This is a genomic window from Rhizobium sp. 'Codium 1' (assembly GCF_020889605.1).
Lineage (GTDB): Bacteria > Pseudomonadota > Alphaproteobacteria > Rhizobiales > Rhizobiaceae > Allorhizobium > Allorhizobium algae.
Map to the genome: position 1 here is coordinate 1 of NZ_JAJGPW010000008.1, position 24729 is coordinate 24729.

General features: G+C 61.1%; 25 protein-coding genes. 20 read left to right on the plus strand and 5 right to left on the minus strand.

Annotated features, from left to right (window positions below; translation table 11 throughout):
• Positions 1-890: porin (locus tag LJE98_RS17435; protein WP_229576480.1), on the plus strand; the 890-nt coding region annotated here is incomplete at its 5' end.
• 299 nt (positions 891-1189) lie between these two features.
• Entirely contained in the window at positions 1190-2122 is a 933-nt protein-coding gene (locus tag LJE98_RS17440) for a tyrosine-type recombinase/integrase (protein ID WP_229576481.1), read from the plus strand.
• Positions 2123-2227: 105 nt separating this feature from the next.
• Here LJE98_RS17440 and LJE98_RS17445 read toward each other — a convergent pair whose 3' ends face one another.
• The gene (locus LJE98_RS17445) at positions 2228-3445 is read right to left on the minus strand and encodes an NAD(P)/FAD-dependent oxidoreductase (protein WP_229576482.1); all 1218 of its coding nucleotides are present in this window, start codon (positions 3443-3445) and stop codon (positions 2228-2230) included.
• A 332-nt stretch (positions 3446-3777) separates the two neighbouring features.
• On the opposite strand from LJE98_RS17445, the gene LJE98_RS17450 reads away from it, so the two are divergent.
• From LJE98_RS17450 to LJE98_RS17460, 3 genes are all read left to right on the plus strand, one after another.
• The gene (locus LJE98_RS17450) at positions 3778-4131 is read left to right on the plus strand and encodes a hypothetical protein (protein WP_229576483.1); all 354 of its coding nucleotides are present in this window, start codon (positions 3778-3780) and stop codon (positions 4129-4131) included.
• A gap of 196 nt (positions 4132-4327) precedes the next feature.
• The gene (locus LJE98_RS17455) at positions 4328-4744 is read left to right on the plus strand and encodes a PilZ domain-containing protein (RefSeq protein WP_229576484.1); all 417 of its coding nucleotides are present in this window, start codon (positions 4328-4330) and stop codon (positions 4742-4744) included.
• A 109-nt stretch (positions 4745-4853) separates the two neighbouring features.
• A complete protein-coding gene (locus LJE98_RS17460; RefSeq protein ID WP_229576485.1) occupies positions 4854-5966 on the plus strand; it encodes a pyridoxal phosphate-dependent aminotransferase in 1113 nt (370 codons plus the stop codon).
• 150 nt (positions 5967-6116) lie between these two features.
• Here the strand turns inward: LJE98_RS17460 and LJE98_RS17465 are convergent, their stop codons facing one another.
• A complete protein-coding gene (locus tag LJE98_RS17465; RefSeq protein ID WP_229576486.1) occupies positions 6117-6383 on the minus strand; it encodes a sel1 repeat family protein in 267 nt (88 codons plus the stop codon).
• A 509-nt stretch (positions 6384-6892) separates the two neighbouring features.
• Here LJE98_RS17465 and LJE98_RS17470 point away from each other — a divergent pair.
• The 3 genes from LJE98_RS17470 (at position 6893) to LJE98_RS17480 (ending at position 9525) form a co-directional block, all read left to right on the plus strand.
• A complete protein-coding gene (locus LJE98_RS17470; RefSeq protein ID WP_229576487.1) occupies positions 6893-7228 on the plus strand; it encodes a DUF2147 domain-containing protein in 336 nt (111 codons plus the stop codon).
• A 520-nt stretch (positions 7229-7748) separates the two neighbouring features.
• Entirely contained in the window at positions 7749-7919 is a 171-nt protein-coding gene (locus LJE98_RS17475) for a hypothetical protein (RefSeq protein ID WP_229576488.1), read from the plus strand.
• Positions 7920-8022: 103 nt separating this feature from the next.
• Positions 8023-9525: an AMP nucleosidase gene (locus LJE98_RS17480; RefSeq protein WP_229576489.1), complete on the plus strand. Its 1503-nt coding sequence runs from the start codon at positions 8023-8025 to the stop codon at positions 9523-9525.
• A gap of 40 nt (positions 9526-9565) precedes the next feature.
• On the opposite strand, the gene LJE98_RS17485 is transcribed toward LJE98_RS17480, so the two are convergent.
• Complete coding sequence (locus LJE98_RS17485) at positions 9566-10528, minus strand: lysylphosphatidylglycerol synthase domain-containing protein (protein WP_229576490.1); 963 nt, start codon at positions 10526-10528, stop codon at positions 9566-9568.
• 93 nt (positions 10529-10621) lie between these two features.
• Here LJE98_RS17485 and LJE98_RS17490 point away from each other — a divergent pair, with 93 nt between their 5' ends.
• Together LJE98_RS17490 and LJE98_RS17495 are read left to right on the plus strand one after the other, a co-directional pair.
• Positions 10622-11623 (plus strand): glycosyltransferase family 2 protein, encoded by a 1002-nt coding sequence (locus LJE98_RS17490; protein WP_267499117.1) that lies wholly within the window; start codon positions 10622-10624, stop codon positions 11621-11623.
• A gap of 2 nt (positions 11624-11625) precedes the next feature.
• Positions 11626-13110: a glycosyltransferase family 39 protein gene (locus tag LJE98_RS17495; RefSeq protein ID WP_229576491.1), complete on the plus strand. Its 1485-nt coding sequence runs from the start codon at positions 11626-11628 to the stop codon at positions 13108-13110.
• A gap of 19 nt (positions 13111-13129) precedes the next feature.
• Here the strand turns inward: LJE98_RS17495 and LJE98_RS17500 are convergent, their stop codons facing one another.
• Positions 13130-13603 carry an OsmC family protein gene (locus tag LJE98_RS17500; protein ID WP_229576492.1) on the minus strand — a complete coding sequence of 158 codons (474 nt, stop codon included), beginning with the start codon at positions 13601-13603 and terminating at the stop codon, positions 13130-13132.
• Between the two features lie 152 nt (positions 13604-13755).
• Here LJE98_RS17500 and LJE98_RS17505 point away from each other — a divergent pair, with 152 nt between their 5' ends.
• From LJE98_RS17505 to LJE98_RS17530, 6 genes are all read left to right on the plus strand, one after another.
• Complete coding sequence (locus LJE98_RS17505; RefSeq protein ID WP_229576493.1) at positions 13756-14352, plus strand: PadR family transcriptional regulator; 597 nt, start codon at positions 13756-13758, stop codon at positions 14350-14352.
• 2 nt (positions 14353-14354) lie between these two features.
• The gene (locus tag LJE98_RS17510) at positions 14355-14642 is read left to right on the plus strand and encodes a DUF2218 domain-containing protein (protein WP_229576494.1); all 288 of its coding nucleotides are present in this window, start codon (positions 14355-14357) and stop codon (positions 14640-14642) included.
• 88 nt (positions 14643-14730) lie between these two features.
• Entirely contained in the window at positions 14731-15504 is a 774-nt protein-coding gene (locus tag LJE98_RS17515) for an SDR family NAD(P)-dependent oxidoreductase (RefSeq protein WP_229576495.1), read from the plus strand.
• Between the two features lie 354 nt (positions 15505-15858).
• Positions 15859-16245: a YciI family protein gene (locus LJE98_RS17520; RefSeq protein WP_229576496.1), complete on the plus strand. Its 387-nt coding sequence runs from the start codon at positions 15859-15861 to the stop codon at positions 16243-16245.
• Positions 16245-16607 (plus strand): YciI family protein, encoded by a 363-nt coding sequence (locus LJE98_RS17525; protein ID WP_229576497.1) that lies wholly within the window; start codon positions 16245-16247, stop codon positions 16605-16607. The genes LJE98_RS17520 and LJE98_RS17525 overlap by 1 nt, the downstream gene beginning before the upstream one ends.
• Positions 16608-16616: 9 nt before the next feature.
• A complete protein-coding gene (locus tag LJE98_RS17530; RefSeq protein ID WP_229576498.1) occupies positions 16617-17843 on the plus strand; it encodes an RNA polymerase sigma factor in 1227 nt (408 codons plus the stop codon).
• Here LJE98_RS17530 and LJE98_RS17535 read toward each other — a convergent pair whose 3' ends face one another.
• The gene (locus tag LJE98_RS17535) at positions 17844-19217 is read right to left on the minus strand and encodes an aspartate aminotransferase family protein (protein ID WP_229576499.1); all 1374 of its coding nucleotides are present in this window, start codon (positions 19215-19217) and stop codon (positions 17844-17846) included.
• Between the two features lie 191 nt (positions 19218-19408).
• Between LJE98_RS17535 and LJE98_RS17540 the strand changes: the two genes are divergently transcribed.
• The 4 genes from LJE98_RS17540 (at position 19409) to LJE98_RS17555 (ending at position 24728) form a co-directional block, all read left to right on the plus strand.
• Positions 19409-20767: a glutamine synthetase family protein gene (locus tag LJE98_RS17540; RefSeq protein ID WP_229576500.1), complete on the plus strand. Its 1359-nt coding sequence runs from the start codon at positions 19409-19411 to the stop codon at positions 20765-20767.
• A 257-nt stretch (positions 20768-21024) separates the two neighbouring features.
• Positions 21025-22623 (plus strand): peptide ABC transporter substrate-binding protein, encoded by a 1599-nt coding sequence (locus tag LJE98_RS17545; protein WP_229576501.1) that lies wholly within the window; start codon positions 21025-21027, stop codon positions 22621-22623.
• 64 nt (positions 22624-22687) lie between these two features.
• On the plus strand, positions 22688-23611 hold the full coding sequence (gene oppB, locus LJE98_RS17550; RefSeq protein ID WP_229576502.1) for an oligopeptide ABC transporter permease OppB: 924 nt from the start codon (positions 22688-22690) through the stop codon (positions 23609-23611).
• Positions 23604-24728: an ABC transporter permease gene (locus LJE98_RS17555; protein ID WP_229576503.1), complete on the plus strand. Its 1125-nt coding sequence runs from the start codon at positions 23604-23606 to the stop codon at positions 24726-24728. The genes oppB and LJE98_RS17555 overlap by 8 nt, the downstream gene beginning before the upstream one ends.
• The last annotated feature ends 1 nt before the right edge of the window (position 24729 follow it).

Below are 24729 nucleotides of genomic sequence, written 5' to 3' on the forward strand. Positions count from 1 at the left end.
TGGAATACGTTCGCGTTTGCGACGCCTTCGGCACCGGCTACTTCTACATCCCCGGCACCGAAACCTGCCTGAAGATCGGCGGCGAAGTTCGTGCGACTGTTTACGTCAACGAAACTGAATCTGCTGATGGCGACGATTGGGACAGCGAAGTTCGCGCCCGTCTGACCTTTGACGCCAAGAACGACTCCGAGCTCGGCACCATCGGTTCCTACATCCGCATCCAGGCTTCGCAGGGTGCAGATCTCGGCCGCGCTGACGTTGGCCTCGACCAGGCATACATCACTGTCGGTGGCTTCAAGGTCGGTCGTTCGCTGACCTGGGCTGATGACTGGGGTCTGGCTGGTGAATCGGATGCCTTCTTCGGCAACGCCCGTTTCAACACCGTCTCCTACACCTACTCGGCTGACGCCTTCACGGTCGGTCTCGGCATTGACGATCTGTCCGACGAATATGCCGGCAACGAAGTTGGTCTCGAAGCCGTTGCTTCGGCTACCCTCGGCATGGCGACTGTAACCCTCAACGGCGTATACGACTTCGGCGACGAAGACGGCGCAATTGCTGGCGTTGTCTCCGCAGACCTCGGCCCGGGCACGCTCGGCATCGCTGCCGCTTGGGCTTCTGGCCAGGCTGAAGGCTACGACTTCGCAGCTGAATGGACTGTCGGCGCTGCCTACACATTCAAGGCAACCGAAAAGCTCTCCATCACTCCGCAGGTTGTTTACTGGGGTGACTACGGCTTCGACGGCGGCGACGATGCATGGGGTGCAGACCTCTACATCGAATACGCTCTCGCTGCTGGCCTGACTGCATCGGCTGACGTTCGTTACATCGACGAAGAAGGTGGCGACAGCAACTGGGATGGCTTCGTTCGCCTGACCCGTTCGTTCTAATCCACATCGGATTGACGAAAAAGTGTTGGGTCCGGCTTTCACGAGCCGGACCCTCTTTGGCTTTGCGGATCCGCCGCTGCCTTGCCCTTGGTTTCAATGATTTAAGCCGCCGGTAGCCCTACCGGAATCCTGCAGAAAGAGGTCCAATCGACACCATTTGACAGGCTCGAAGCGAGCCGCTCCGGACAGTTTGTGCTGTTTTGCACTATACTTGTTATCAGATATAACGATAAGTACGCCCGTGGGGACGGGCGGTGAGCTCGTTCGCGTGCTCGCCAAAAGGGAAATTTGGGGGATACATGCAGGTGGAAATGCCGGCCGTGAAGGGTTTTGACGTCTTTGTAGGCGTGCCCGATTATTCGGTTCATTATCAATACAATCAGGGCACAGTCCTGCACGAGGTGCGCGAGACAAATCTGCGCGAACTGTTCGGCAAATATGGCGACCTGTTGTGGATGAATGGCAGCCACAAATATAACGTAACAAATTTTATCGGAGAGCTTCACGATCTCCTTGATTTTCCGAGTTTTTCGGCCTTTTCGGACGAGATGCTCGACCAGTTGATTGGCAAATTGCGCAAACGCGGTAACAGCAATGCCACCATCAATCGAAAGATGGCGGCCTTAAGCAAACTGCTGCGAAAGGCGTATAAGATGGGAGACGTTCACAGTCTGCCGGAATTCAAACGACAAAAGGAAAAGGCAGGTCGAATCCGTTTTCTCGACCGGGATGAAGAGAATGCATTGTTCTCCGAAATCCGTGCGCATTCCGAACTTTATTATCGTTTCTGCCTTTTTCTCGTCGATTCCGGCGCGCGCCTGAGCGAGGGGCTCAACCTCCGCTGGGGCGACATTCACAAGAACCGCGTGACCTTCTGGGTGACGAAATCCGGCCGCTCGCGGTCCGTACCCCTTACTCAGAGGGCGGCTGAAGCCATTGCGTCTTCGGATCGGCGCCATGCCGGCCCCTTTGCCGAGATCGACCAACAGCGTTTTCGCGTTGCCTGGCACAATGCCAAGGATGCCATCGGTTTTGCCGATGACAAGGACGTGGTGCCGCATGTGCTGCGTCATACCTGTGCATCGCGACTGGTCCAGGGCGGGATCGACATTCGCCGCGTCCAGATGTGGCTCGGTCATCAGACACTGACCATGACCATGCGCTATGCGCATCTGGCGTCGCACGACCTCGACATGTGCGTTCCGGTGCTCGAGAGAATGGGCACCAACTGAACCACTGCCTTCATGGATAACAATGACAAAGGCCGGCATCTTGCCGGCCTTCGTCATTTTTGATTGCCGTCAGCAATTCGGCGCGACTTGCTTCGTTTCAGCCCCTCAGGCGATCAGAGCCTTGAGGTCGAGCGTGGGATCCGCGATCGCAGCACTGTCGACCGACCGCCCCATGTCCAGGAGCTTCTTGCCCGTGACATAGGCTTTGGCGTCGTTGATCGCGTCGACGGCGATGAAGTCGCCGTCACGGAAATACCAGATCGACAGACTGCCCTCGCGCGCACCGGAACGGACCACCGTCTGGTCGTAACCCAGATTGAAGCCCGCGATCTGCAGCTTCACCTCATACTGGTCCGACCAGAACCAGGGTTTCGGACGATAGGGCTCGGTGCCACCGGCGAGCACGGCTGCAATCGCCTCCGCCTGATCGACGGCGTTCTGGACGGATTCGAGCCGCACCTGCTGCCCCTTCCAGTCCTGAACGGCGCAGTCACCCATGGCAAAGATTGCCGGATCACTGGTATGCCCGAAGGCATCCACCACGATGCCATTCTGCACCTCGAGCCCGGCATCTGCCGCCAGGCGATCATTCGGGGCCACGCCGATCCCGACGATGACCATATCGACGTCGATCACGCGACCGTCCGAAAGCTCCGCCGCCTTCACCCGCCCCTCATCGCCGATCAGCCGCGTCAGGCCAGTTGTTTCGGAGACGGAGACACCCTCGGCCTCGTGGATCGCGCGGATCGCGTCGGCCGTTTCACGGGCTGCAACGCGGGCGAGAATGCGGTCGGCCATCTCGATCAGCGTCACATCCAGTCCGAGTTTGCGCGCCACGGCAGCGGCTTCAAGGCCGATATAGCCGCCTCCGACGATCAACAGTCGGTGGCCAGGCTTCATCTCCTCGGCCAGACGATCGGCGTCCGCCTTGTCGCGCACGGTGTAGACACCACCAAGGTCTCCACCGATGGCTGGCGGCAGGCGGCGTGGAGTGGCGCCAGTGGCGAGGACCAGCGTCTGGTAAGGGATATCGCTGCCGTCGAAGAGCTTGACGCTGCGCTCTTCGCGATCGATCGCTTCGACCGGTGTGGACAGCCGGATCTCGACATTGTTTTCGGCATACCAGGCTTCGGGCCGAAACAGCAGGCGGTCGAAGCTCATCTCACCGAGCAGATATTTCTTCGACAGCGGCGGGCGTTGATAGGGCAGGACCGGCTCATTTCCGATCATGGTGATCGGGCGAGCATCCTTCAGCATCCGCAGCTTCGCGGCCAGTGCAAAAGCCGCCTGCCCTGCCCCCACTATGACCAATCGTCCCGCCACGTACTGTACTCCCAAATGTCTGTCTCATAGGAATCGCCGACGATTGACCGACGGCGATGTCGTGCAGCAAGGCCTAGCCCTGTGGCAATTTTCGGTCAAGTTTGTCCGCCCTGTGCCAGCCGCACCGAAGCGCGCTCTCAGATCCCTGAAGGAACTGCCTTTCGGAGGCATGATCCGCCATCGCTGTTCGAAATGGGACAGGTCTTGCCTGGCGAAGGTGCTGTCAGAACAGGGAAATCCCGATGACGCTCGCATTCGAGCCATCACATCCATCATCTGGTAACGACCATGCGCTAGGCTGTTCCTGTAACGAGACGCGGTAGGAGGGTGACATGCCCTTGCAAAGGATAGCTGACACAAAATCTGACATTCCTCGGGACCAGATCTTCGAGAAATACAGGATTGAACGGCCCGGCAAGATCGTTTTTGTCGGCCATCACCTGAGCATGTCAAAGTCTCAGCGTTGCCTGATCCGCACCATCTCACTGCATGGCGCAGAGCTCGACGTTTCTCCCCATGTCATCGTGCCGTCGAACTTCTTCCTCGAAATCCTCGGCATCCACGACGATATCGGGTGCACGCTGATCCGCCGCGAAGCCGAGAAGCTGACGGTCGGTTTCAACATGCTGCTCGATCCGGAGTTCCTTCACCACGTCGTTCGCCTGGCCTTCGAAACCGGCCACTGACCCGCGACACCTTGTTCACTCAGCCAAGGGGCAAGGCATGCCGGGCCGGCGCGCACGGTCTTTGGCGCGTCCCTTTGCTTGCCTCGAGCGCATTGGCACCGAATATTCGACATCGGTAAAACTTGATCGAACTTGTTGATGCTAATGCAAATCTTCATCTCCAGAGTGCAGGGCAGACAAATTGGGAGAGCCGGTCATGGCGATGGAAAATGCGACGCATCTGGCTGGAGTCCGATCGGAAATGTACGAGCGCAAATGGGAGCGCTTCTATGTTCGCCGGCCGGCCAAGGTCATGTCGGTCCGCTCAGGCCTCACCGGCATCACGATCCGCAGCTGCGAAGTGGTCGACATATCCCAAGGCGGCGCTGCCATCGAGCTGACGACCGCCATCGGTCTTTCCTCTCATTATTATCTGCAGATCGTCGGCCTTGCCGACCGCATCGGCTGTGCGGAGGCCTATCGCAATGGCAACCGGGTCGGGGTCAAATTCATCGCGCCGATTTCCGAGCATATGCTGCACCGGATCGTCCGCGCCGACTTCATGCTCGGCGAAGCCGTCAACACACCCGTGAAGCCCTTCCAGAACGGCAATGGAGCAAGGCTCGGCCGCTGAACACCCGGCTGTCGGAAGACGCCCGATCCTGGACGATCCGGCCTTGCGTCCGAAGCTGGGCTTCTTATTGTGAGCGGATCGAACTCGATCCGCCGGAACCCGCTTCGCAATGACCGCCTTTTCACGCTTCACACCCCTTGCTGCCTCTCTTCCCGCCAGCGTTCCCTTTGTCGGTCCCGAAGCCATTGAAAGGCAGCGCGGTCTTGCCGTGCGGGCCCGCATCGGCGCGAACGAAAGCGGCTTCGGCCCGGCCCCTTCGGTGCTGGCCGCGATCGCCGACAAGGCAGGCGAAATCTGGAAATACAACGATCCGGAGAACCATGCGCTCAAGGCGGCGCTGGCGGCTCATCTCGGCCTGAAGCCGGAGAATTTCGCCATCGGTGAAGGCATTGACGACCTGCTCGGTCTCATCGTGCGCCTCGTCATCGAACCCGGCGTGCCGGTCGCCACCTCGCTCGGCGCCTATCCGACCTTCAACTTCCACGTCAATGGTTTCGGCGGCCGTCTCGTGACCGCCCCTTACCGCGACGATCGCGAGGATCTCGACGCCCTTCTGGATCTTGTCAGGCGGGAAGATGCTCCCCTCGTCTATTTCGCCAATCCGGATAATCCCATGGGGAGCTGGTGGGATGCAGGCAGCATCGTCGCCTTTGCCCGCGCCCTGCCCTCGACCACACTCCTCATTCTCGACGAGGCCTATAGCGAGACGGCGCCGGCGGGGTCCATCCCGGCGACGGATGCGCTGATCGACCTGCCGAATGTCATTCGCATGCGCACCTTCTCCAAGGCCTATGGCCTGGCGGGCGCCCGCGTCGGCTACGGGGTCGGCACGCCGGGCACTGTCGGCGCCTTCGACAAGATTCGCAATCATTTCGGCATGCCCAGGCTATCGACAGAGGCAGCGCTCGCGGCCTTGGCAGACCAGGCCTATCTCTCTGAGGTTGTCGGGCGGATCAAGGCGGCGCGCGACCGCATCGCAACGGTCGCGACGACCAATGGACTGACTCCCCTGCCCTCGGCGACCAATTTCGTCGCGATCGATACCGGTCGCGATGGCGTGTTCGCCCGGGCCATTGTCGACGGACTGATGGAGCACGGCGTCTTCATCCGCATGCCGGGCCTGGCGCCGCTCAACCGCTGCATCCGGGTCTCAGCAGGTCTGCCTGAAGATATCGATCTGTTCGAAGAGGCACTGCCAAAGGTTCTCGCGCACCTGCGCTGACGTCCGTGCAATGAAAAAGACCGCGCCGGCCTTGTTTCTGCCGGTCGCGGTCTTGAAAAGTGTTGGCCCTGGCCCCGTCCAAAGGTCCCCGCCACGTTCCCCACTGGGTTGTTATTCTAATCTTCCCGCCGCTGTCGCGGCCGCAATTGGTCAGTGCATGGTCATCCATTCGCGGGCGGCACGAAGCGCCTCGGCGAGTTGGATCTTGCTCATGGTTTCTGCGAGGTCGGCGCGCAGCTCGGCAGCGCGGTCACAGCCCTTAATCGCGGCGATGTTCAGCCACTTATGCGCCGACACGAGGTCAACAGGGCAACCGCGACCGGTCGCATACATCAGGCCCATGTCGCGGAAGACGTCGGCCCGGGTTTCGCCACCCATCGTGGCATATTCGGAATTGTGCATTTCAAAGCGTGCCATTGGTTTTGTCCCTGTTTGCCTAGTTTCTCAAATGTCCCTGTTTTCCCTTGCGGGCCCTTCCGAAACAGCGCCGGATCTTTGTCCGGTCATTCTTGCTTCGGTCGGGTTCGGCGGGGTTTTTCCCTGCTCGTTTGATGGGTCCACTATGCCGGACGGTCTTTGAAACTCGCTTAAAATGCATCCTTAATTTGCTGAAAACAAAGTACAAAAGCTTCGTAAACTTCGGATTCCGTTAAGTATCACATGGCCTGCTATCCAAGGATTTCGCGACAAAATTTACGAAAGTTTCACGCTGTGAAATCAACCAATTCTTCACCGTGTTTTCCGAAGCGATTCTGGAAAACTGCCGAATTTGCAGTGTCCGGCCGCTATCCACGCCTGCTTTTTCGGGCCGGATTGCTTTTACCTTTACGTGTGCGTAAGATAAATCTTAACCGCTGGACCGGCTGCAGAGAGGACTGGAGCCGGCCTCGGGAAAGGACCATCATCTCGGGAGGAGAGATCAGACCATGCGTTCCATCATCATTGCGGCAGCATTCGCGCTTTCGGCCTTTTCGGCCCAGGCCGCCGAACCCATCGAAGGCAACTGGAAGACCGCGTCGGGTGCCACAGCCCAGATCGCGCCCTGCGGCGGTTCCTTCTGCGTGACGCTCAAGAGCGGGCAGCACAGTGGCAAGCAGATCGGCAAGATGGCCGGCAGCGGCGACAGCTACAAGGGCGAGATCACCGATCCGGAAACCGACAAGACCTATTCGGGTGCCGGCTCCGTCTCCGGCAATTCGCTGAAGATGAAGGGCTGTGTCATGGCCGTGCTCTGCAAGACACAGACCTGGACACGCCTCTGAGGCGATCGACGTTTAGAAGCACATAGAGGGCGCCGGCTGCAACCGGCGCCCTTTTTTATGCGTTCATGGACACTTCAGATGGGCTGCCCGACGTCGATGCGGTTTCCGTCGGGGGCCTCGAAGACAAAGACGCGAAGTCCATACTCCTTGCCCTTGAAGCGCTTGACCATATGAACCCTCGTTGCTGCGCGAGGTCATGAAGCCGGTCGCTATCTCGACCATCATATGGGCGACGTCGAAGTCAGCCGCCCTGGGGTTCGAAGACATTTCGACATCCGAGCAGGCCGACATGGAAATCTGCGGCCAGCACCAAGCGCGTGGCCTTTCCGGAGGAGGAACGGGACGGGACGGTGCCCGTCGGCTCCCGGTTTGGCCAGAAGCCGCGGCAAGGCAAAAGGTCATTGGCGGAGAACGGTGAATTTCGATTAACCCTTCTGAATGCCAGATGAACCGTCGTCTCAGACGAGGTTCAGAGCCGCTGCGCTAGAAGCTTTTCATCGGATTGGAAAGGATCACGCACATGGCAAAGCTGGCACGTCGTCTCACGATCATCTCGCTGACCATGGCGATTTTCGCCGTCATGTTCGCCCAGCTTGTCGTCAACAACCAGCCGGGTGTTCGTCACCTGTCCTCGGGCATGGTTGCAAGCTGCACGCCGACAGGCCTCAACAGCTGCCGGCCGACCTTCTGATCAAAGCGTCGCGCAGCAAGCGTCTTGTTTCGTCTTGCAAGAATTCTTGACGCATCCGCTATGACGTCGTTTGCTTGTCAGATTTCGTCTCCTATAATGCGCCATGAAAACACGAATCTTGTCCCCCGCACCCCAGAACTCCATCAGCCCAGAGCCGTTCACAGCTCAGGTTTTCACGGACGCGACTGCGGCCGTCGATGCACTGACTGCGCTTTACGAGCGCAATACGACATTCCTGATCGACGCTTTCTCGGCGCTCGCCAAAGGCGGTCCCATCGAAGGCCGCTACCGCGCCTTCTATCCGCAGGTGAGCATCGAGACGACGAGCTTCGGCCATGTCGACAGCCGTCGCTCCTACGGCCACGTGACGTCGCCCGGAATCTACACCACCACGATCACTCGACCGCAGCTGTTCCGTCATTATCTCAAAGAACAGCTCGCGCTCCTGATGCGCAATCATCAGGTGCCGATCACGGTATCGGAATCGGCAACGCCGATCCCCCTGCATTTCGCCTTCGCGGAGGGCGCCCATGTCGAAGCCTCTGCCGGCGGGCTCGTCGACATGCAGCTGCGCGACATCTTCGACACGCCCGATCTCACGGTCACCGATGACGAGATCGCCAATGGCGAATACGAGCCCCTGCCCGGCCAGCCGCATCCGCTGGCGCCCTTCACGGCGCAGCGCATCGACTATTCGCTGGCAAGGCTTTCGCATTATACGGCGACGAGCGCGAACCACTTCCAGAACTTCGTGCTGTTCACGAATTACCAGTTCTATGTCGACGAATTCTGCGCCTATGCGCGCAAACTGATGGCTGACGGCGGCAGCGGATACACCGCCTTCATCGAGCCCGGCAATGTTGTAACACCTGCGGGCCATACAGAGCCGACGGAAGGTGTCGCGCTCGGTCGCCTGCCGCAGATGCCGGCCTATCACCTGAAGAAAAAGGGGCATGGTGGCATCACCGTCGTCAATATCGGCGTCGGCCCCTCCAACGCCAAGACGATCACCGACCATATCGCGGTTCTCAGACCACATGCCTGGCTCATGCTCGGCCATTGCGCCGGGCTGCGCAACAGCCAGCGTCTCGGCGACTATGTGCTGGCACATGCCTATATGCGCGAGGATCACGTGCTCGACGATGACCTGCCGGTCTGGGTGCCGATCCCGGCCCTGTCGGAAGTGCAGCTGGCACTCGAAGACGCGGTCGAGGAGATCACCGGCTACGAGGGCTTCGAACTCAAGCGCATCATGCGCACCGGCACGGTCGCGACGATCGACAACCGCAACTGGGAACTGCGCGACCAGCGCGGACCGGTCAAGCGCCTGTCGCAGGCGCGCGCCATTGCACTCGATATGGAATCGGCAACGATCGCCGCCAACGGCTTCCGCTTCCGTGTGCCCTATGGGACGCTGCTCTGCGTTTCCGACAAGCCGCTGCATGGGGAGCTGAAACTTCCGGGCATGGCGACGGCCTTCTACAAGACGCAGGTCAGCCAGCATCTGCAGATCGGCATCCGGGCGCTGGAAAAGCTCGGCGCCATGCCGACAGAGGCGCTGCATTCGCGCAAGCTCCGAAGCTTCTTCGAGACGGCATTTCAGTAATCGAAGTCACGCGGGCGGCCCATGGGCCGCCCGTTTTCGTTCAGGCCTGTGGCTTCGACGGCGCGACCAGAACGGCAATGCCCGTCCCCAGGAAAGCGGAGATCAGGATGATAAAGTGCGCATTCACGGCGGCCTTGCCGATCCGTGCGAGATTTGCAGGCGATACCTCGGCGCTGAAGGACAAGGCCCCGGCGACGATGCCGGCGGGATAGGTGCCGACACCGCCCGGCGCATGGACCGGGAGGACTGAAGAGAGCTCGCCGCCCAGGGCACCGCCGAAACTTGCCGCAATCGACGCGACATCCATAAGCCGCAGCACCCAGGCAAGCACCACGACCTTGACACCCCAGTTGACCAGGGTCGCGCCCCAGGCCCGCAGAAAAGCCGCCGGACCAGCCGGCAGACCTTGCTCGATCTCATCCACCAAGACTTGCAGCCGTTCCGGCAGTCGCTCCGCCAATCGCAGGATCGGCCCCTTGATCGAGAAGAGGGGCACTGGCGCCAGCAGGAAAGCGAGCCAGAGCGCAATGCCCCAGGGTGCCGCCCCCTGCCCGAGAACTAGGCCAATGCCGGCTGCTGCGAGCAGTGCGTGCAGGTCGAGAAGCCGCATAACCAGCAAGGCGGCCGTGGCCCGGGTGATCGGCATGCCAAATTCCGACCGCATCAGCAACGGGAAGCTTGCTTCCCCGGAGCGCAGCGGCAGCATGATGTTGAGAAGATTGTGGACAAGGGTCAGCTTCAGGAGACGGCGAAACTGGCCTTTGGTCTCTCCTGGGAAATAGTCCGCGACGCGCCAGCAGCGCACCACATAGGTCATGACGAGCAACGTCAGGGTGGCCACAAGGGGCAACATGCCGATCGCTGCGACTTGCCGCGCGAGCGTGGGCAAGCCGAATGCGACATGGAGAAAGACCGCGTAGGCGACGAGTGTCACTGCGGTCACGAGCCACACGCGATTGCGCGTGAACCACCGCCCCCGGCTGGCATCCTGATTCGATTTCATATAGTCGTGCACCCACAGATGGCTCCGGCCGGCCTTAGCATGAAATGGCCGTCGCGGACCATCGGGTCGACATGGAGTTTCTGCGTGAGTGCGATGATCGAAACGAGTCTGGAGAGCATCCCGATGGCGGATGCTCCGGATCTCTCCCTTGTGGTGCCAGTTTTCAACGAAGACGAAAGCGTCGGCCCGCTCATCGAGCGGATTGTCGAGGCCATGGCGGCATTTCCCAGCACCTGGGAATTGGTGCTGGTCGATGACGGCAGTGCGGACCGGACGCTTTTGACAGCGCGCGGCTATCTCTCTCGCCCCGGCCTCGACCTCAAAATTGTTGAACTCCAGCGCAATTTCGGCCAGACGGCCGCCATGCAGGCCGGCATAGACACCGCCCGCGGCCGGCTGATCGCGACACTCGACGGCGACTTGCAGAACGACCCAAAAGACATTCCCGCGATGGTCAAGGCGCTCGAAGAGCGCGAACTCGACTTGCTCGTCGGCTGGCGGAAGAATCGCAAGGACGGGCTTGTACTGCGCAAGATCCCTTCATGGTGTGCCAATTACTTGATCGGCCGCATCACCGGTGTGAAACTTCACGATTACGGCTGCAGCCTGAAGATTTACCGGACCTCCGTGATCAAGCAGGTAAAGCTGATGGGCGAAATGCACCGCTTCATCCCCGCCTGGGTCGCGAGCGTCGTGCCGAGTTCGCGCATCGGCGAAATCGAAGTCACGCATCACGCCCGCCAACACGGCACCTCCAAATATGGCATTTCCCGCACCTTCCGGGTCATTCTCGACCTTCTCTCGGTCATGTTCTTCATGCGCTACAAGGCACGACCCGGGCACTTCTTCGGTTCGCTCGGCCTCGGCACGGGCTTCCTCAGCACGATCGTCCTCGGCTGGCTCTTCATCGAAAAGGTTGTCTTTGGAGAGGACATCGGGGGCCGGCCGTTGCTGATTCTCGGCTTCATGCTCTTCCTCTCATCCATTCAACTGATCACGACCGGGATTCTGGCAGAGATGATCGCTCGAACCTATTATCGTGACGATGCTCAACCGAATTACATCGTGCGGACCGTGTTCCAGAAGGACGACTGATCTTGTCCGGTTGGAGGGAGCGCATAGCGCGGCTGGCGCCTTCGATCCTGTGGGTCTTCGCGCTCTATTACATCAGCCAGATTGTCGTCCGGCTCTTGCTGCCGGACGGACTGCGGATCGACGAGGCGCAACAGGTCTTGCTGTCGCAGTGGCTCGCCGCGGGCTATGACGCGCAGCCACCACTCTACAACTGGTTCCAGCAGCTGATTTTCGCGATCGTCGGCGACTATCTGTTCGGGCTCGCGCTGCTGAAATCGATCACATTGTTTGCGATCATAGCCAGCTATTACCTGCTCTCACGGATGCTGGTGAAGAACGCGTCCTTCGCGGTTCTGGCTACGCTCGGCCTCTTTCTCATCCCGCAGATGTTCTGGCAGGCGCAGCGTGATCTGACGCATACGACCGCCACGATGCTGTTGCTGAACCTGCTGATGATCTCGTCCGTGATGATCCTGCGATCGCCCACGGTGCAGAACTACCTCCTGCTCGGCGCCGCGATCGGCTTCGGCATGCTGACAAAGTACAATTTCGCGCTGTTCCTGCCGGCACTTGGCGTGGCCGTGTTGCTTTATCCGGAAGGTCGGGCGCGGATTTTCAACTGGCGCATTCTTGCAGTGGCAGCCATTGCCACGCTTATCATCCTGCCGCACGCCCTCTGGTTCATCGAAAATCTGAAACTGGCGTCATCGGTAACCGTCGCCCGTATGGGCGAGGAGGCAGATGGGACTAGCAGGCTCGGCCAGATCGCAATCGGCCTCGGCAATCTTGCGGCAATCGGGTTCATCATTGCCGCACCGGCGCTTGCCGTGTTCGGGCTTGCCTTCGGCAAGACTGCCCCGAAGTCTTGGACGACCGGTACGGTGGAAAGCCGGTTCTTTGGCAGTTTCCTCGCCACCATACTGGCCATCCTCGTGATACTCATCTTCGCGGTCACCTTCACGACTGTCCGCGATCGCTGGATGCTGCCCCTGCTGCAGATGCTGCCGCTCTATCTCGCACTGAAGCTGGAAGCCCAGGGTCTCGACCCGGAGGCGGCCCTGCGACGTCTTATGCCTGTGGCACTGGGCATAATCCTTCTTCTCCCGATCGCCACTTTCATAGCCGGTTCCCGCTCGACCTCGCATTACCAGCAGCCCTATGAAAACTTCCGCAGAGCCTTCACGGACCGGGAGCAGTTGGCTCCGGCTATCATCGTGACCGCAGACTGGGCGGCGGCCGGTAACCTGAAGATGCGTTGGCCGAAGGCTGCTGTGATCTCGACCCAATTTCCCAATCTGCGGCCGACAGAAGACTGGAAGTCCGGCAAGCCGGTCGTGTTGGTTTGGCGCGGCGGTTCCGCTGCGGCACCGGCTGCCTTGCTCGACTGGGCGAAATCACACTTGGGGGCTGACGCTTCGCTGCCGCCGGCGCAAGCGATCAGCCTGCCTTTCACCGGGCATCCTCAAAAGGTGGCACCGACCTTCCATTACATCCTGATCCGGCATTGAAGGACAGACGGACGACGCCTCAGACCTCCTCCACCATCGCCTCACAGCGCACAGGGAAATTCACGGAATTGGCGATGAAGCACTTTTCGTGAGCATCGCCGTGCAGTTCAAGGGCCAGTTGCGGAAAGGTCCCGCGCTTGATGGTGACGCGGGGCTTGAGCAGGACGTCGACGAAGCGGCCGGTCCCGTCCGCATCCATCTCCATCACCCCTTCGGCATGGTCTTCATAGGCTACGACGATGACACCGGAGACGGCGCAGAAATGCAGGTACCAGAGCTTGTGACAAGCCGAGAGTGAGGCGAGGAAGAGATCCTCCGGGTTCCATCGGGCGGGATCACCCCGGAAGGCGGGATCGGCGGATGCCAGGATGTCTGGCTTTCCGCCAGCCGATATCAGGTGATCGCGGCCATAGTCGCGATATCCGGATGTTCCGGTGCCGGAATTGCCCCGCCAGGTGATCGTGACCCCGTATTCGTGCCGCTTTTCGCTCATCGCCTGCTCCCCTCGAATCTTGATGCCATACTAGGCCTTCGCCGCTTGCGGAGCCAAGGCCCAAGTCTGGCCTTCGGAAAATGTCGCCGCCCTCTTGCAACGAGTATTCTACGATATATCTTAGATGCAATTGCAATTGAGAGAGAGCCATCATGAAACAGTGTCATTCCGGCCGCGGCGAGCGCGGCAATCCATATCTCGCCTTTCGCGAAGCCATGCATGTCATGCGCCATGGCGGACCGTTTGGTGGCCCGATGGGCGGTGGCCCGCGTGGCCGTGGCGGCGAACGGCGGCGGATGTTCGAAGGCGGCGAGCTTCGGCTCGTGCTGTTGAAGCTGATCGAAGACCAGCCACGCCACGGTTACGACCTGATCCGCGAGATCGAGAGCCTCTCCGGCGGCGCCTATGCGCCCTCGCCGGGTGTCGTCTATCCGACGATGACGCTGCTTCTCGACATGGGCCTTGCGGAGGAAGTCGAAAGCGATGGACCGCGCAAGCTGATGACCATTACAGAAGCCGGCCGTCAGCACCTTACGGACCGCGCCGATGAGCTGGCCGTCGCCATGGGGCGGCTGACCGCACTTGCCAAGGTGAGTGAACGCACGGACACGGCTCCCGTCCGCCGCGCGATGGGCAATCTGAAACAGGCGCTGCACGACTGTCTGTCCCGCGAAGGCACGACCCGCGAGACCCAACTGGACGTCGCCCGCATTCTCGATGAGGCGGTCGGCAAGATTGAAAGGCTCTGATCATGGTGAAGACTATTGCAGTGGTTCCGACCGATAGCGGCTGGAAATATCTACAGCAGCTCTGCAAGCACTGGGCGCACAAGCTGGAGGTCGAACTGGGCGAACAGAAGGGCGTGGTCTCGTTTCCCGAGGCGACGGCCGTGATGACCTCGGATGACCAGACACTCACTGTCGAGATCGAGGCAAACTCGCCCGAGGTGCTGGAGAGGATGAAGGGCGTGGTTTCGAGCCATCTCGACCGCTTCGCCTTCCGCGAGGCGCCGCTGCCCTTCGAGTGGCGCACCGTCTGATACGCATCGCGTCATTGGCGACAAAACCGGCCTTGCCAAAGCGGCGCAAGGCCGGTCTAAACTTGTCCGACAACAGGAGGAAACCGCCATGACAACACTTACAATTCCCGATCTCGCCGGCAAGGCCGTGCTCATCACCGGTGCGTCGAGTGGTATCGGTGCGGCGCTGGCTCGGGCCTTCGCCGCTCAGGGCGCGCTGGTCGGGTTGCACTACAACTCCAATGCGGAAGCCGCTCATGCGATCGCCCGCGATATTGACGCGGCCGGCGGCAGCGTCGTGCTGGTCAAGGCCGATGCTGCATCTTCCGAAGCCATGGCCGAGGCGGTCGCCCATGTCGCCAAGGCCTTCGGCCGGCTCGACGGGGTGATCAACAATGCCGGCAGCATGATCGGCCGCGTGCTCTACGAGGACATGACGGACGCCCAATACGACAAGGTGATGGATGTGAACGCCCGCTCCGTGCTCTCCACCACGCAAGCAGCGATTGTGCATCTGAAGAAACAGGGCGGCTTCGTCATCAACACGACATCGATCTCGGCCCGCACCGGTGGCACGGCGGGTTCTGGTGTCTATGGCTCCTCGAAGGCATTCGTCGGCGCCATCACCAAGGGCATGGCGCTGGAATTCGGCAAATACGATATCCGCGTCAATGCGGTGGCACCCGGTGTCATCGTGACGCCCTTCCAGGACAAGTTTGCGCTGCCCGGCCAGCTCGACCAGGTCGCTGGCAGTGTACCCCTGAAGCGCACCGGCACGCCTGATGACTGCGTTGGCGCCTATCTCTTTCTCGCCTCGCCAATGCTGTCGGGCTACATCACCGGCCAGACGATCGACGTCAATGGCGGTCAGCTCATGCCTTGAACCCGATGACGACCCGGATGACGGAGGCGGTTCGCCAGACCCGTCACCCGGGCTGTCATGCGCGAAAGCATCGACAAGGGAAAAGAGCTTCGCGGGTCTCCTGAGGGTTTGACGCGCTGCGGATCAAAGGCCGGCCTTGCGGGTCTCCGGCTTTGGGTCAGGGCTTCGAACAGGGCGGCTTCGACGACATGCATGGCATCCTCCAGTCAGCGTGTGCCCCTGGTCGGCCGGTCGCCTGTCCAATCGACAGAGCTGCCGGATTTTTTTCGTGCGCTCCATTGTCGATTTCGCGATGATGAAATCGACAAGGCTGGTATCCGCCACCATCCGGCGGAAAACCGGGAGGATTTCTGCATGAAATATCTGTGTCAGGTCTGGCTCGACGAGCAGGTTATGGCGGCCTTGAGCCCCCTGGAACAACGCGAGCTCGATCGACAATCGCTGGCCTATGACCGCGAGCTCGCCGAACGCGGTCATCTTCTGCTCGCCTCCCCTCTGGCCTCACCCGATACGGCGCTCACCCTGAGGGTCCGCCAGGGCCAGCTCACGACGACCGACGGGCCTTTCACGGAAAGCCGCGAACATCTCGGCGGTTTCCTGCTGATCGAGGCGCGCGACTTTGCCGAAGCCACCCAGCTCGCAAGCCAGGTCCCGATCGCCCGCTATGGCAGTATCGAAGTCCGGGCCTTGTGCGATATTCCCGAACATGACGAACCCGCCATGGTCGAGGAGGCTTCCTGATGCGTTTCGTCTGCTTCATCCATACCAATCCGCAGGAGATTGCGGCAATTTCCGAGGCCGATCACCGTCGGATCGTTGCCGAGCATTTCACCTTCGACGAGAGTATTGCCGCATCTGGCCACCACATCGTGTCGGAAGCGCTGGAGGAACCCGAACGCGCGATGACAATCCGGCGCTCGGCCAAGGGGATCACGGTGCATGACGGTCCCTTTGCCGAAAGCCGGGAGCATATCGGAGGATTCTACCTGCTCGAAGCCCGGGATCTCGATGATGCGATCCGGATCGCGTCGGGCATTCCATCACTGCAACACAGCGTGGTGGAGGTCCGGCCGGTGCGGACGCTCGTGCTGGACGGAACCTGAGGGAAGCCCGTGCAGGATCCGGCGCAGCAGATCGAGACCGTCTACCGGCAGTCGGCGCCGCGCATCCGTGCCGCGCTGATCCGGCTGCTCGGCAGTTTCGACCTCGCCGAGGAAGCCCTGCACGACGCCTTCCTGGAGGCATCCCGGGAATGGCCGACCAAGGGCATGCCGCGCAACCCGGTGTCATGGCTGGTCTCGGCCGGTCGCTTCCGGACCATCGACCGGTTGCGCAAACGCGCTTTGCTCGACCGCCACCAGCAAGACATCGCCTATCTCTCCGATCTCGCGCAACAGGCGGAGGATGAGCCCGTGACGATCGATGACGACATGTTGCGGCTGATCTTCACCTGCTGCCACCCGGCCCTGCCGGAAGAGGCACGCATCGCGCTCGCCCTGCGGGAGGTCTGCGGCCTGACGACGGAAGAGATCGCCCGAGCCTTTCTGGGCCTGCCGGCCACGATCGCCCAGCGCATCGTGCGGGCCAAGGCACGCATTCGCGACCAGCGCATCCCTTACACGGTGCCGGAGGGGCAGGCGCTCGAAGGCCGCCTGGAAACGGTTCTCGCGGTCATCTACCTGCTGTTCAACGAGGGACACATGCGGGCGGGCGCCGCCGAGCGGCTGTGTGAGGACGCCATCCATCTCGGTCGGCTCGTCGCCTCGATGTTGCCGGATGCAGAGGCCCTCGGGCTTCTCGCGCTGATGCTGATCCAGCAGTCGCGACGGCATGCCAGGCTCGACGCGCGCGGAGACCTTGTCCTGCTTGCAGACCAAGACCGCGACCTCTGGGACCGCAGCCTGATCGCGGAAGGCGAAGCGCTCCTATGCCGCATCCACGCGGCCGGAGAGATCGGCGCTTACGGTCTGCAGGCATCGGTTGCGCTGTGTCACGCACTGTCCCCCAGTATAGCAGACACCGATTGGCGGCGCATCGTCAGCCTCTATGACCTGCTGCTCGAGGCATCTCCCACACCCGTGGTCCGGCTCAATCGGGCGGTGGCACTGGCCGAAGTCGAAGGACCTTCCGCCGGCCTCCTGCAGGTCGAAACCCTGCTCGCCGACCCATCGATGCAGCGTTATGCTTTGGCCCACAGCGTTGCTGCCGACCTGCTGCGACGCCTGGGCCGCGTGGAAGAGGCGCGACAGCGCTACAAGGCCGCCCAGGAGCTGACGGCCCTGGCGCATGAGGTCGCCTTCATCGAAGCGCGCTTGCGTGCGCTGAATGCATCCGGCTGATCAGCCTTCGCCGCGATTGTCCTTCAGCCAGTCGAGCCCTGATCGCAGCGTATCGACCGCCTGGTCGATCTCGGAACGCGAGATGATCAGCGGCGGCGAAAAGAGCATGCGGTCGCCCGTGGCGCGCAGCACGACGCCGGCATTGACGCACTGGTTGCGCACGCCCGTCCCCGTGTCATCAGGCTTCTTGAAGCGGCGGCGGGTCGCCTTGTCGGCAGCAATCTGGACGGCGCCCATAAGGCCGACGCTGACGGCTTCGCCGACCAGTTCGTGGTCGGTGAGCGAGGCGAGTGCCTGCGCGAGATAGGGGCCGGTATCGTCGCGCACACGCTCGACCAGGCCTTCCTCCTCGATGATGCGGATGTTTTCAAGGGCTGCTGCCGCCGCCACCGGGTGACCGGAATAGGTGTAGCCGTGATAGAAGTCGCCGAGCTCGTTGACCATGACTTCGGCCACCCGGTCGGAGACCAGCACGCCGCCGATCGGCAGATAGCCCGATGACAGGCCCTTGGCGATCGGGGCGAGGTCCGGCTCGAAATCGAAATGCTGGTGGCCGAACCACGAGCCCAGACGACCAAAGCCCGAGATGACTTCGTCGGCGACGAGCAGGATCTGGTACTTGGCGCAGATCCGCTTGATTTCCGGCCAGTAGGTCGAGGGCGGGACGATGACGCCGCCGGCCCCCTGGATCGGTTCAGCGACGAAGGCTGCGACATTCTCTTCGCCGAGTTCGAGGATCTTCTCCTCAAGCTCGCGGGCGACCTTCAGGCCGAAGTCCTCCGGAGAAAGATCCCCGCCTTCGGCATACCAATAGGGCTGGTTGATGTGGTGGATGCCTTCGATCGGCAGGTTGCCCTGCTCATGCATCCAGGTCATGCCGCCGAGCGAGGCACCGGCAACAGTCGAGCCATGATAGGCGTTCTTGCGGGCAATCACCTGCGTCTTCGTCTCGTGGCCCAGCGCCTTCCAGTAGACGCGGGCCATGCGGAACCAGGTGTCGGAGGCTTCCGATCCGGAATTGGAGAAGAAGACGCGGTTCAGCTTCGGCCCGGTCTTTTCGGCGATCTTCTGGGCAAGCAGCGTGGTCGGCGGCGTCGTGGTGCCAAAGAAGGTGTTGTAGTAAGGCAGCTCCAGCATCTGGGCGTGAACCACGTCTGCGATCGATTTTCGACCATAACCGACATTGACGCACCACAGGCCGGCAAAGGCATCAAGATACTGCTTGCCGGTCGAATCCCATATATGCACGCCTTCCGCCCGGGTGATGATCTTGGTGCCTGATGCGTTCAGCTTCTTCATGTCCGAGAAGGGATGAAGGTGATGGGCAGCGTCGATGGCACCGAGATTGGAGACGGCGGTAAGCGGCTTGTTCATGGGTCGGATCCTTGACCGGGGCGGAAGCTGTTGCTTTCGCGGCCAAACTTGGTCCGCGTGCCTGCCTTGCCCCGCATTGAAAGGCGGAACATTATCGGCTACGAACATGACCGTCCAAAACGCGTTTGGCAAGGCACCGATTGCCGCGTTCCTCCGGCCAAATCCGCCCCTTAGCCAACGAGAGTTTTCCCATGACAGCACCGACCGAGGCCGCCGATCAGACCGCAGCCGACCCTTCCGCGCGCATCGAGGTTCTGCTCGTCGGCATGAACGGCGACTTGCGCGGCAAGATGATCCCGCTGACGGCCGAGGACAAGGTCTGGAAGAACACGGTGCGCCTGCCGGCCTCGACCCAGTCGCTCGACATCTGGGGCGACGATAATGACGACATCACCAAGATCTCGCTGACGCTCGGCGACCCCGATGGCATTTGCACCCCGGACAGGAACTCGCTGACCACGCTGCCCTGGGGGCCTCCTGGCTCCAAGCAGGTGCTTGCCACCATGCACACGCTCTCCGGCGAGCCGCATTTCGTCTGCCCGCGTGCGATCCTCGCCAATGTGATGAAGCGCTTCGAGGAGAAGGGCCTGACACCGGTCGTTGCGACCGAACTCGAATTCTATGTCATGGAGCCGGATTTCCGCGAGACCGGCGTACCGATGCCGCCCAAGGCACTGGTCATGAATGGCGAGGTCGAGGGCTACCAGCTCTATGACATGCGCGCGACCGCTGCCATGGAAGACTTCCTCGACACCGTGCGCGGATACTGCGACCAGATGGGTCTGCCGGCGGACGCGACGACAGCAGAATTCGGCCCCGGGCAATTCGAGGTCAATCTCCTGCACAAGCCGGATGCGATGGCGGCGGCCGACGATTGCATCTATCTGAAGCGCGTCGTCGACTTTGCCGCGCGCCGGCACGGCTTCAAGGCCACCTGCATGGCCAAGCCCTATGGCGATCATGCCGGCTCCGGGATGCACGTGCATGCCTCGATCATCGACGGTCAGGGCCGCAATATCCTCGACGCCAAGGGTGGCGATCCGGTGAAGCTGAAGTCGATCACCGCCGGCATGCTGAAGAGCATGCAGGATGCGCAGCTGATCTTCGCACCCTTTGCCAATTCCTATCGCCGCTTCCAACCGGGCTCCTTTGCCCCCGACAAGATCGACTGGGGTTTCGGCAATCGCGGCACGGCGATCCGCATTCCGGACAAGGATGGCCCGGCCGCCCGTATCGAACATCGTGTCGCCGGTGCGGACGCCAATCCGCATCTGCTGCTTGCCGCCATCCTCGGCGGCATCCTGCTGGGCCTTGAAGAGGATCTCGATCCCGGCCAGGTCACGACGCCGGATAGCGCGCCTGAAAACCCCGACATGCTCACTTACGATTTCCTCACTGCCGTCGAGCGCTTCCGTTCGTCGGCGTTTATCAGCGACGTCTTCGGGGCAGAATATCAGCGCATCTATGGCGACACCAAGCGCAAGGAGGCGATGGCCTATCTGCGCACCGTGTCGAGTTTCGATTACCAGACCTATCTGCCGCGGATCTGATCCTCGATCCAATCTTACAAAAACGATCAATCTTCTGACAGGGCGGCTCTCACGCCGCCCATGTCGTATTCTGCACGAAAAATGACGCGATAATTTTATGTCGCCGTCAAACCTGCAAGCGAAATCTTCGGTCCAAGTCACAGGCGGCCGACCGCAGATCCTCCCCAAAATTGGGGTGGCGAGAAAAATGCGGCTTGCTACCCCGGCGGGAATATCCTTCTGTCCATTTCCGTTAACGTGAACTGGGAGTTCAAATAATGTCCATACAGACGCGCCGGTTGCTCGGCACCTCTCTCCTTCTGACCTCGCTGATGTTTGGCGCAAGCCAGGCGCTGGCCGAAGTCGTACTTCACCGTGGCAATTCGGGCGAGCCGCAGACGCTTGACCAGGCCAACACATCGATCGATATCGAAGCCTTCATTCTGAAGGATCTCTATGAAGGTCTGACCATCTACGACGCCAAGGGCGAGATCGTTCCGGGCGCGGCGGAAAGCTGGACCATCTCCGATGACGGCACGGTCTACACCTTCAAGATCCGCGAAAACGCCAACTGGTCCGACGGTTCGCCGGTGACCGCCGAGGATTTCGTTTTCTCGATCCAGCGTGTCCAGAACCCGGAAACCGCAGCCAAATACGCCAACATCCTCTACCCGATCAAGAATGCCGAAAAGGCCAACACGGGTGAAGCGAAGCTGGAAGAGATCGGCGCGAAGGCCGTCGATGCCAAGACGCTGGAAATCACGCTTGAGCGCGCAACTCCGTTCTTCCTCGAATTGCTCGCCCACCAGACTGCCCTACCCGTTTCCAAGGCCAGCCTCGAAAAGAACGGCAAGGACTTCGTCAAGCCGGGCGTGATGGTGTCGAACGGCGCCTACAAGCTGGAAAGCCATGTGCCGAACGACAACCTCGTCGTGCTCAAGAACGAACACCACTGGGATGCCGCCAACACTCAGATCGACAAGGTCGTGTTCTACCCGATCGACGATCAGGCCGCCTCCGTGCGCCGTTTCGAAGCCAAGGAAATGGACCTCGTCTACAACTTCTCGGCCGACCAGATCGACCGCCTGAAGGAAAGCTACGGCGAGCAGGTTCACGTTTCGCCATCCGCCTCGACCTACTACTACGTCTTCGACACCCGCCAGGAGCCCTATAGCGACGTGCGCGTTCGCCAGGCGCTTTCCATGGCCGTCGATCGCGACTTCCTCGCCGAGGAAATCTACTCCGGTGCGCAGCTGCCGACCTATTCGCTCGTTCCGGATGGTCTGGGCGGCTACGAGGCGGCGAAGGCCGATTTCGCCGAAATGTCGCAGCTCGACCGTGAAGACAAGGCGATCGAACTGATGAAGGAAGCCGGCTATGGTGACGGCGGCAAGCCGCTTGCCATCGAGATCCGCTACAACACCAACCCGAACCACGAGCGTGTCGCGACGGCTGTCGCCGACATGTGGAAGAACACGTTCGGCGCCAGCGTCACGATGACCAATCTCGACGTCGCCTCGCACTATGCCTATCTGCAGGAAGGCGGCGCCTTCAATGTCGCCCGTGCCGGTTGGGTCTCGGACTACGCAGACGCGGAAAACTTCCTCGCCCTCAATGTCTCGACCAACACCTCGTTCAATTACGGCAAGTACAACAATCCGGAATTCGACGCGCTGATGGCCAAGTCCTACGCCGAGGGTGATGCCGAAGCCCGCAAGAAGATCATGCATGATGCCGAAGTCATCCTGATGCGTGACCAGCCCATCGCCCCGCTGATGAGCACGGCCAATCTGTGGCTGGTCTCCGACCGCGTGAGCGGCTGGCAGGACAATGCCGCCAACGAGCATCTCAGCCGCTTCCTTCGCGTCGCTGAATAATCTCGTCACGTGACCGGACGACGCACGGCTCCTTGGCCGCGCGTCGTCCTCTCAGGAGCAGGACATGACATCCTTCGTACTCCGGCGGCTGATGAGCGCCGTCCCGACGATCTTCATCGTCGTCACCATTTCATTCTTTCTGATGCGCTTTGCGCCCGGCGGTCCCTTCAATCTGGAACGGCCCCTGCCGCCCCAGACGATGGCCAACATCATGGCCACCTACAAGCTCGACCAGCCGCTGATCAGCCAGTATCTGAGCTACATCGGCAATGCCGTCACCGGCGACCTCGGACCGAGCTTCATCTACAAGGACAACACCGTTTCGGAGCTGATGGGCAAGGCCCTGCCCTATTCGATCCAGCTCGGCGGCATCGCCATTCTGGTCGCGCTGATCGGCGGCGTCCTGCTCGGCACGGTCGCAGCGCTCCGGCAAAACAGCACGATCGACTTCGCGGTCATGTCCTTCGCAACGATCGGTGTGACCATTCCCAATTTCGTCGTCGGTCCGGTGCTCACGCTTGTCTTTGCGGTGATCCTCAACTGGCTGCCGGCCGGCAGCTGGGGCGATGGCTCGCTGCGCTATCTCATCCTGCCGGTCACGGCGCTGGCGCTGCCGCAGCTCGCCGTCTTTGCCCGCCTCACCCGCGGCGCGATGATCGAGGCCCTGCACACCGACCATATCCGCACGGCACGCGCCTATGGCCTGCCCTCGCGTGTCGTGGTCGTCACGCATGCCATGCGCGGCGCAATGCTGCCGATCGTCTCGTATCTCGCGCCCTGCGCTGCGGCTCTGCTCACCGGCTCGGCCGTTGTCGAGACCATCTTCACCATCCCCGGTGTCGGCCGCTACTTCGTGCTCGGCGCGCTCAACCGCGACTATCCCCTCGTCATGGGCACCGTCATCCTCGTTGCCGTGTTCGTGATCGTCTTCAACCTGTTGGTCGACATTGCTTATGGCCTGCTCGATCCGAGGGTTCGCAATGACTGATACCGCTCTTTCTCCTCAAGTCGAAATCACCGGGCGCAGCCTGGCTCAGCTCGCCCTGATGCGCTTCCGCCGCAACAAGGCCGCCATCACCGGCTGCGTGCTTCTGGTCTTCATCACGCTGTTCTCCTTTGCCGGCCCGCTCTTTGTGCCGCACAGCTACGACCAGGTCTTTTCGTCCTATGTCAGCGTGCCGCCAAGCCTCTCGCCGCGGCCCGACCCCGAGACCCTGCAGGAAGTTGCCGAAAGTGTTGCCCAGCGGGCAAGAGTGACCCTCGACAGCTTTTCGGTCGAGGATGGTCTCTTCACCGCCGTGATCAGCGCGGATGCGGAAATCGATCCTCGCACCATCCGCTACTTCGACCGCAACAACGAATTCAAGAATTCGGAAGTCGTCGAGCAATCGGCGGACGGTCGCACCATCACCGTCTCCGGCAATGTGGATCAGGCCTATTTCCCCTTCGGAACGGATTCGAACGGCCGCGACCTTCTGGTCCGCGTCATGCTCGGCGGGCAAATCTCGCTTGCCGTCGGCCTGGCCGCCAGCCTCGTCTCGCTCGGGATCGGCGTGATCTATGGCGCGACCTCGGGTTATCTCGGGGGGCGCGTCGACAATATCATGATGCGGATTGTCGAGATCCTCTACTCACTGCCCTTCGTCTTTCTGGTCGTCGTGCTCGTGGTCTTCTTCGGGCGATCGGTGATCCTGATCTTCCTGGTGATCGGGGCGGTGGAATGGCTGGAAATGGCCCGTATCGTGCGCGGCCAGACCCTGTCCCTCAAGCGCCGTGAATTCGTTGGTGCTGCAGAAGCCTTGGGCCTGACTGACTGGCAGATCATCCGCCGCCACATCATCCCGAACACGATCGGCCCGGTCATCGTCTTCGTCACCGTCATCGTGCCGAAGGTCATCCTGCTCGAAAGCTTCCTGTCCTTCCTCGGCCTTGGTGTTCAGGCGCCGCTCGCCAGCTGGGGCACGCTGATCTCGGAAGGGGCCGCCAGCATGCAGAACGCACCCTGGCTTCTGATCTTCCCGGCAATCTTCTTCGTGACGACACTGTTTTCGCTGAATTTCGTGGGCGACGGCCTGCGGGATGCACTGGATCCGAAGGACCGATGAG

What these genes read in the sequence shown, in the direction of transcription:
- LJE98_RS17465 (WP_229576486.1), bottom strand. Translation starts at nt 6,383, where the DNA reads ATGGCACGCTTTGAAATGCACAATTCCGAATATGCCACGATGGGTGGC.
- LJE98_RS17525 (WP_229576497.1), top strand. Translation starts at nt 16,245, where the DNA reads ATGCGTTTCGTCTGCTTCATCCATACCAATCCGCAGGAGATTGCGGCA.
- LJE98_RS17450 (WP_229576483.1), top strand. Translation starts at nt 3,778, where the DNA reads ATGCCCTTGCAAAGGATAGCTGACACAAAATCTGACATTCCTCGGGAC.
- LJE98_RS17500 (WP_229576492.1), bottom strand. Translation starts at nt 13,603, where the DNA reads ATGAGCGAAAAGCGGCACGAATACGGGGTCACGATCACCTGGCGGGGC.
- LJE98_RS17505 (WP_229576493.1), top strand. Translation starts at nt 13,756, where the DNA reads ATGAAACAGTGTCATTCCGGCCGCGGCGAGCGCGGCAATCCATATCTC.
- LJE98_RS17480 (WP_229576489.1), top strand. Translation starts at nt 8,023, where the DNA reads ATGAAAACACGAATCTTGTCCCCCGCACCCCAGAACTCCATCAGCCCA.
- LJE98_RS17485 (WP_229576490.1), bottom strand. Translation starts at nt 10,528, where the DNA reads ATGAAATCGAATCAGGATGCCAGCCGGGGGCGGTGGTTCACGCGCAAT.
- LJE98_RS17555 (WP_229576503.1), top strand. Translation starts at nt 23,604, where the DNA reads ATGACTGATACCGCTCTTTCTCCTCAAGTCGAAATCACCGGGCGCAGC.
- LJE98_RS17545 (WP_229576501.1), top strand. Translation starts at nt 21,025, where the DNA reads ATGTCCATACAGACGCGCCGGTTGCTCGGCACCTCTCTCCTTCTGACC.
- LJE98_RS17510 (WP_229576494.1), top strand. Translation starts at nt 14,355, where the DNA reads ATGGTGAAGACTATTGCAGTGGTTCCGACCGATAGCGGCTGGAAATAT.
- oppB (WP_229576502.1), top strand. Translation starts at nt 22,688, where the DNA reads ATGACATCCTTCGTACTCCGGCGGCTGATGAGCGCCGTCCCGACGATC.
- LJE98_RS17490 (WP_267499117.1), top strand. Translation starts at nt 10,622, where the DNA reads ATGATCGAAACGAGTCTGGAGAGCATCCCGATGGCGGATGCTCCGGAT.
- LJE98_RS17455 (WP_229576484.1), top strand. Translation starts at nt 4,328, where the DNA reads ATGGCGATGGAAAATGCGACGCATCTGGCTGGAGTCCGATCGGAAATG.
- LJE98_RS17540 (WP_229576500.1), top strand. Translation starts at nt 19,409, where the DNA reads ATGACAGCACCGACCGAGGCCGCCGATCAGACCGCAGCCGACCCTTCC.
- LJE98_RS17470 (WP_229576487.1), top strand. Translation starts at nt 6,893, where the DNA reads ATGCGTTCCATCATCATTGCGGCAGCATTCGCGCTTTCGGCCTTTTCG.
- LJE98_RS17515 (WP_229576495.1), top strand. Translation starts at nt 14,731, where the DNA reads ATGACAACACTTACAATTCCCGATCTCGCCGGCAAGGCCGTGCTCATC.
- LJE98_RS17440 (WP_229576481.1), top strand. Translation starts at nt 1,190, where the DNA reads ATGCAGGTGGAAATGCCGGCCGTGAAGGGTTTTGACGTCTTTGTAGGC.
- LJE98_RS17460 (WP_229576485.1), top strand. Translation starts at nt 4,854, where the DNA reads ATGACCGCCTTTTCACGCTTCACACCCCTTGCTGCCTCTCTTCCCGCC.
- LJE98_RS17535 (WP_229576499.1), bottom strand. Translation starts at nt 19,217, where the DNA reads ATGAACAAGCCGCTTACCGCCGTCTCCAATCTCGGTGCCATCGACGCT.
- LJE98_RS17520 (WP_229576496.1), top strand. Translation starts at nt 15,859, where the DNA reads ATGAAATATCTGTGTCAGGTCTGGCTCGACGAGCAGGTTATGGCGGCC.
- LJE98_RS17475 (WP_229576488.1), top strand. Translation starts at nt 7,749, where the DNA reads ATGGCAAAGCTGGCACGTCGTCTCACGATCATCTCGCTGACCATGGCG.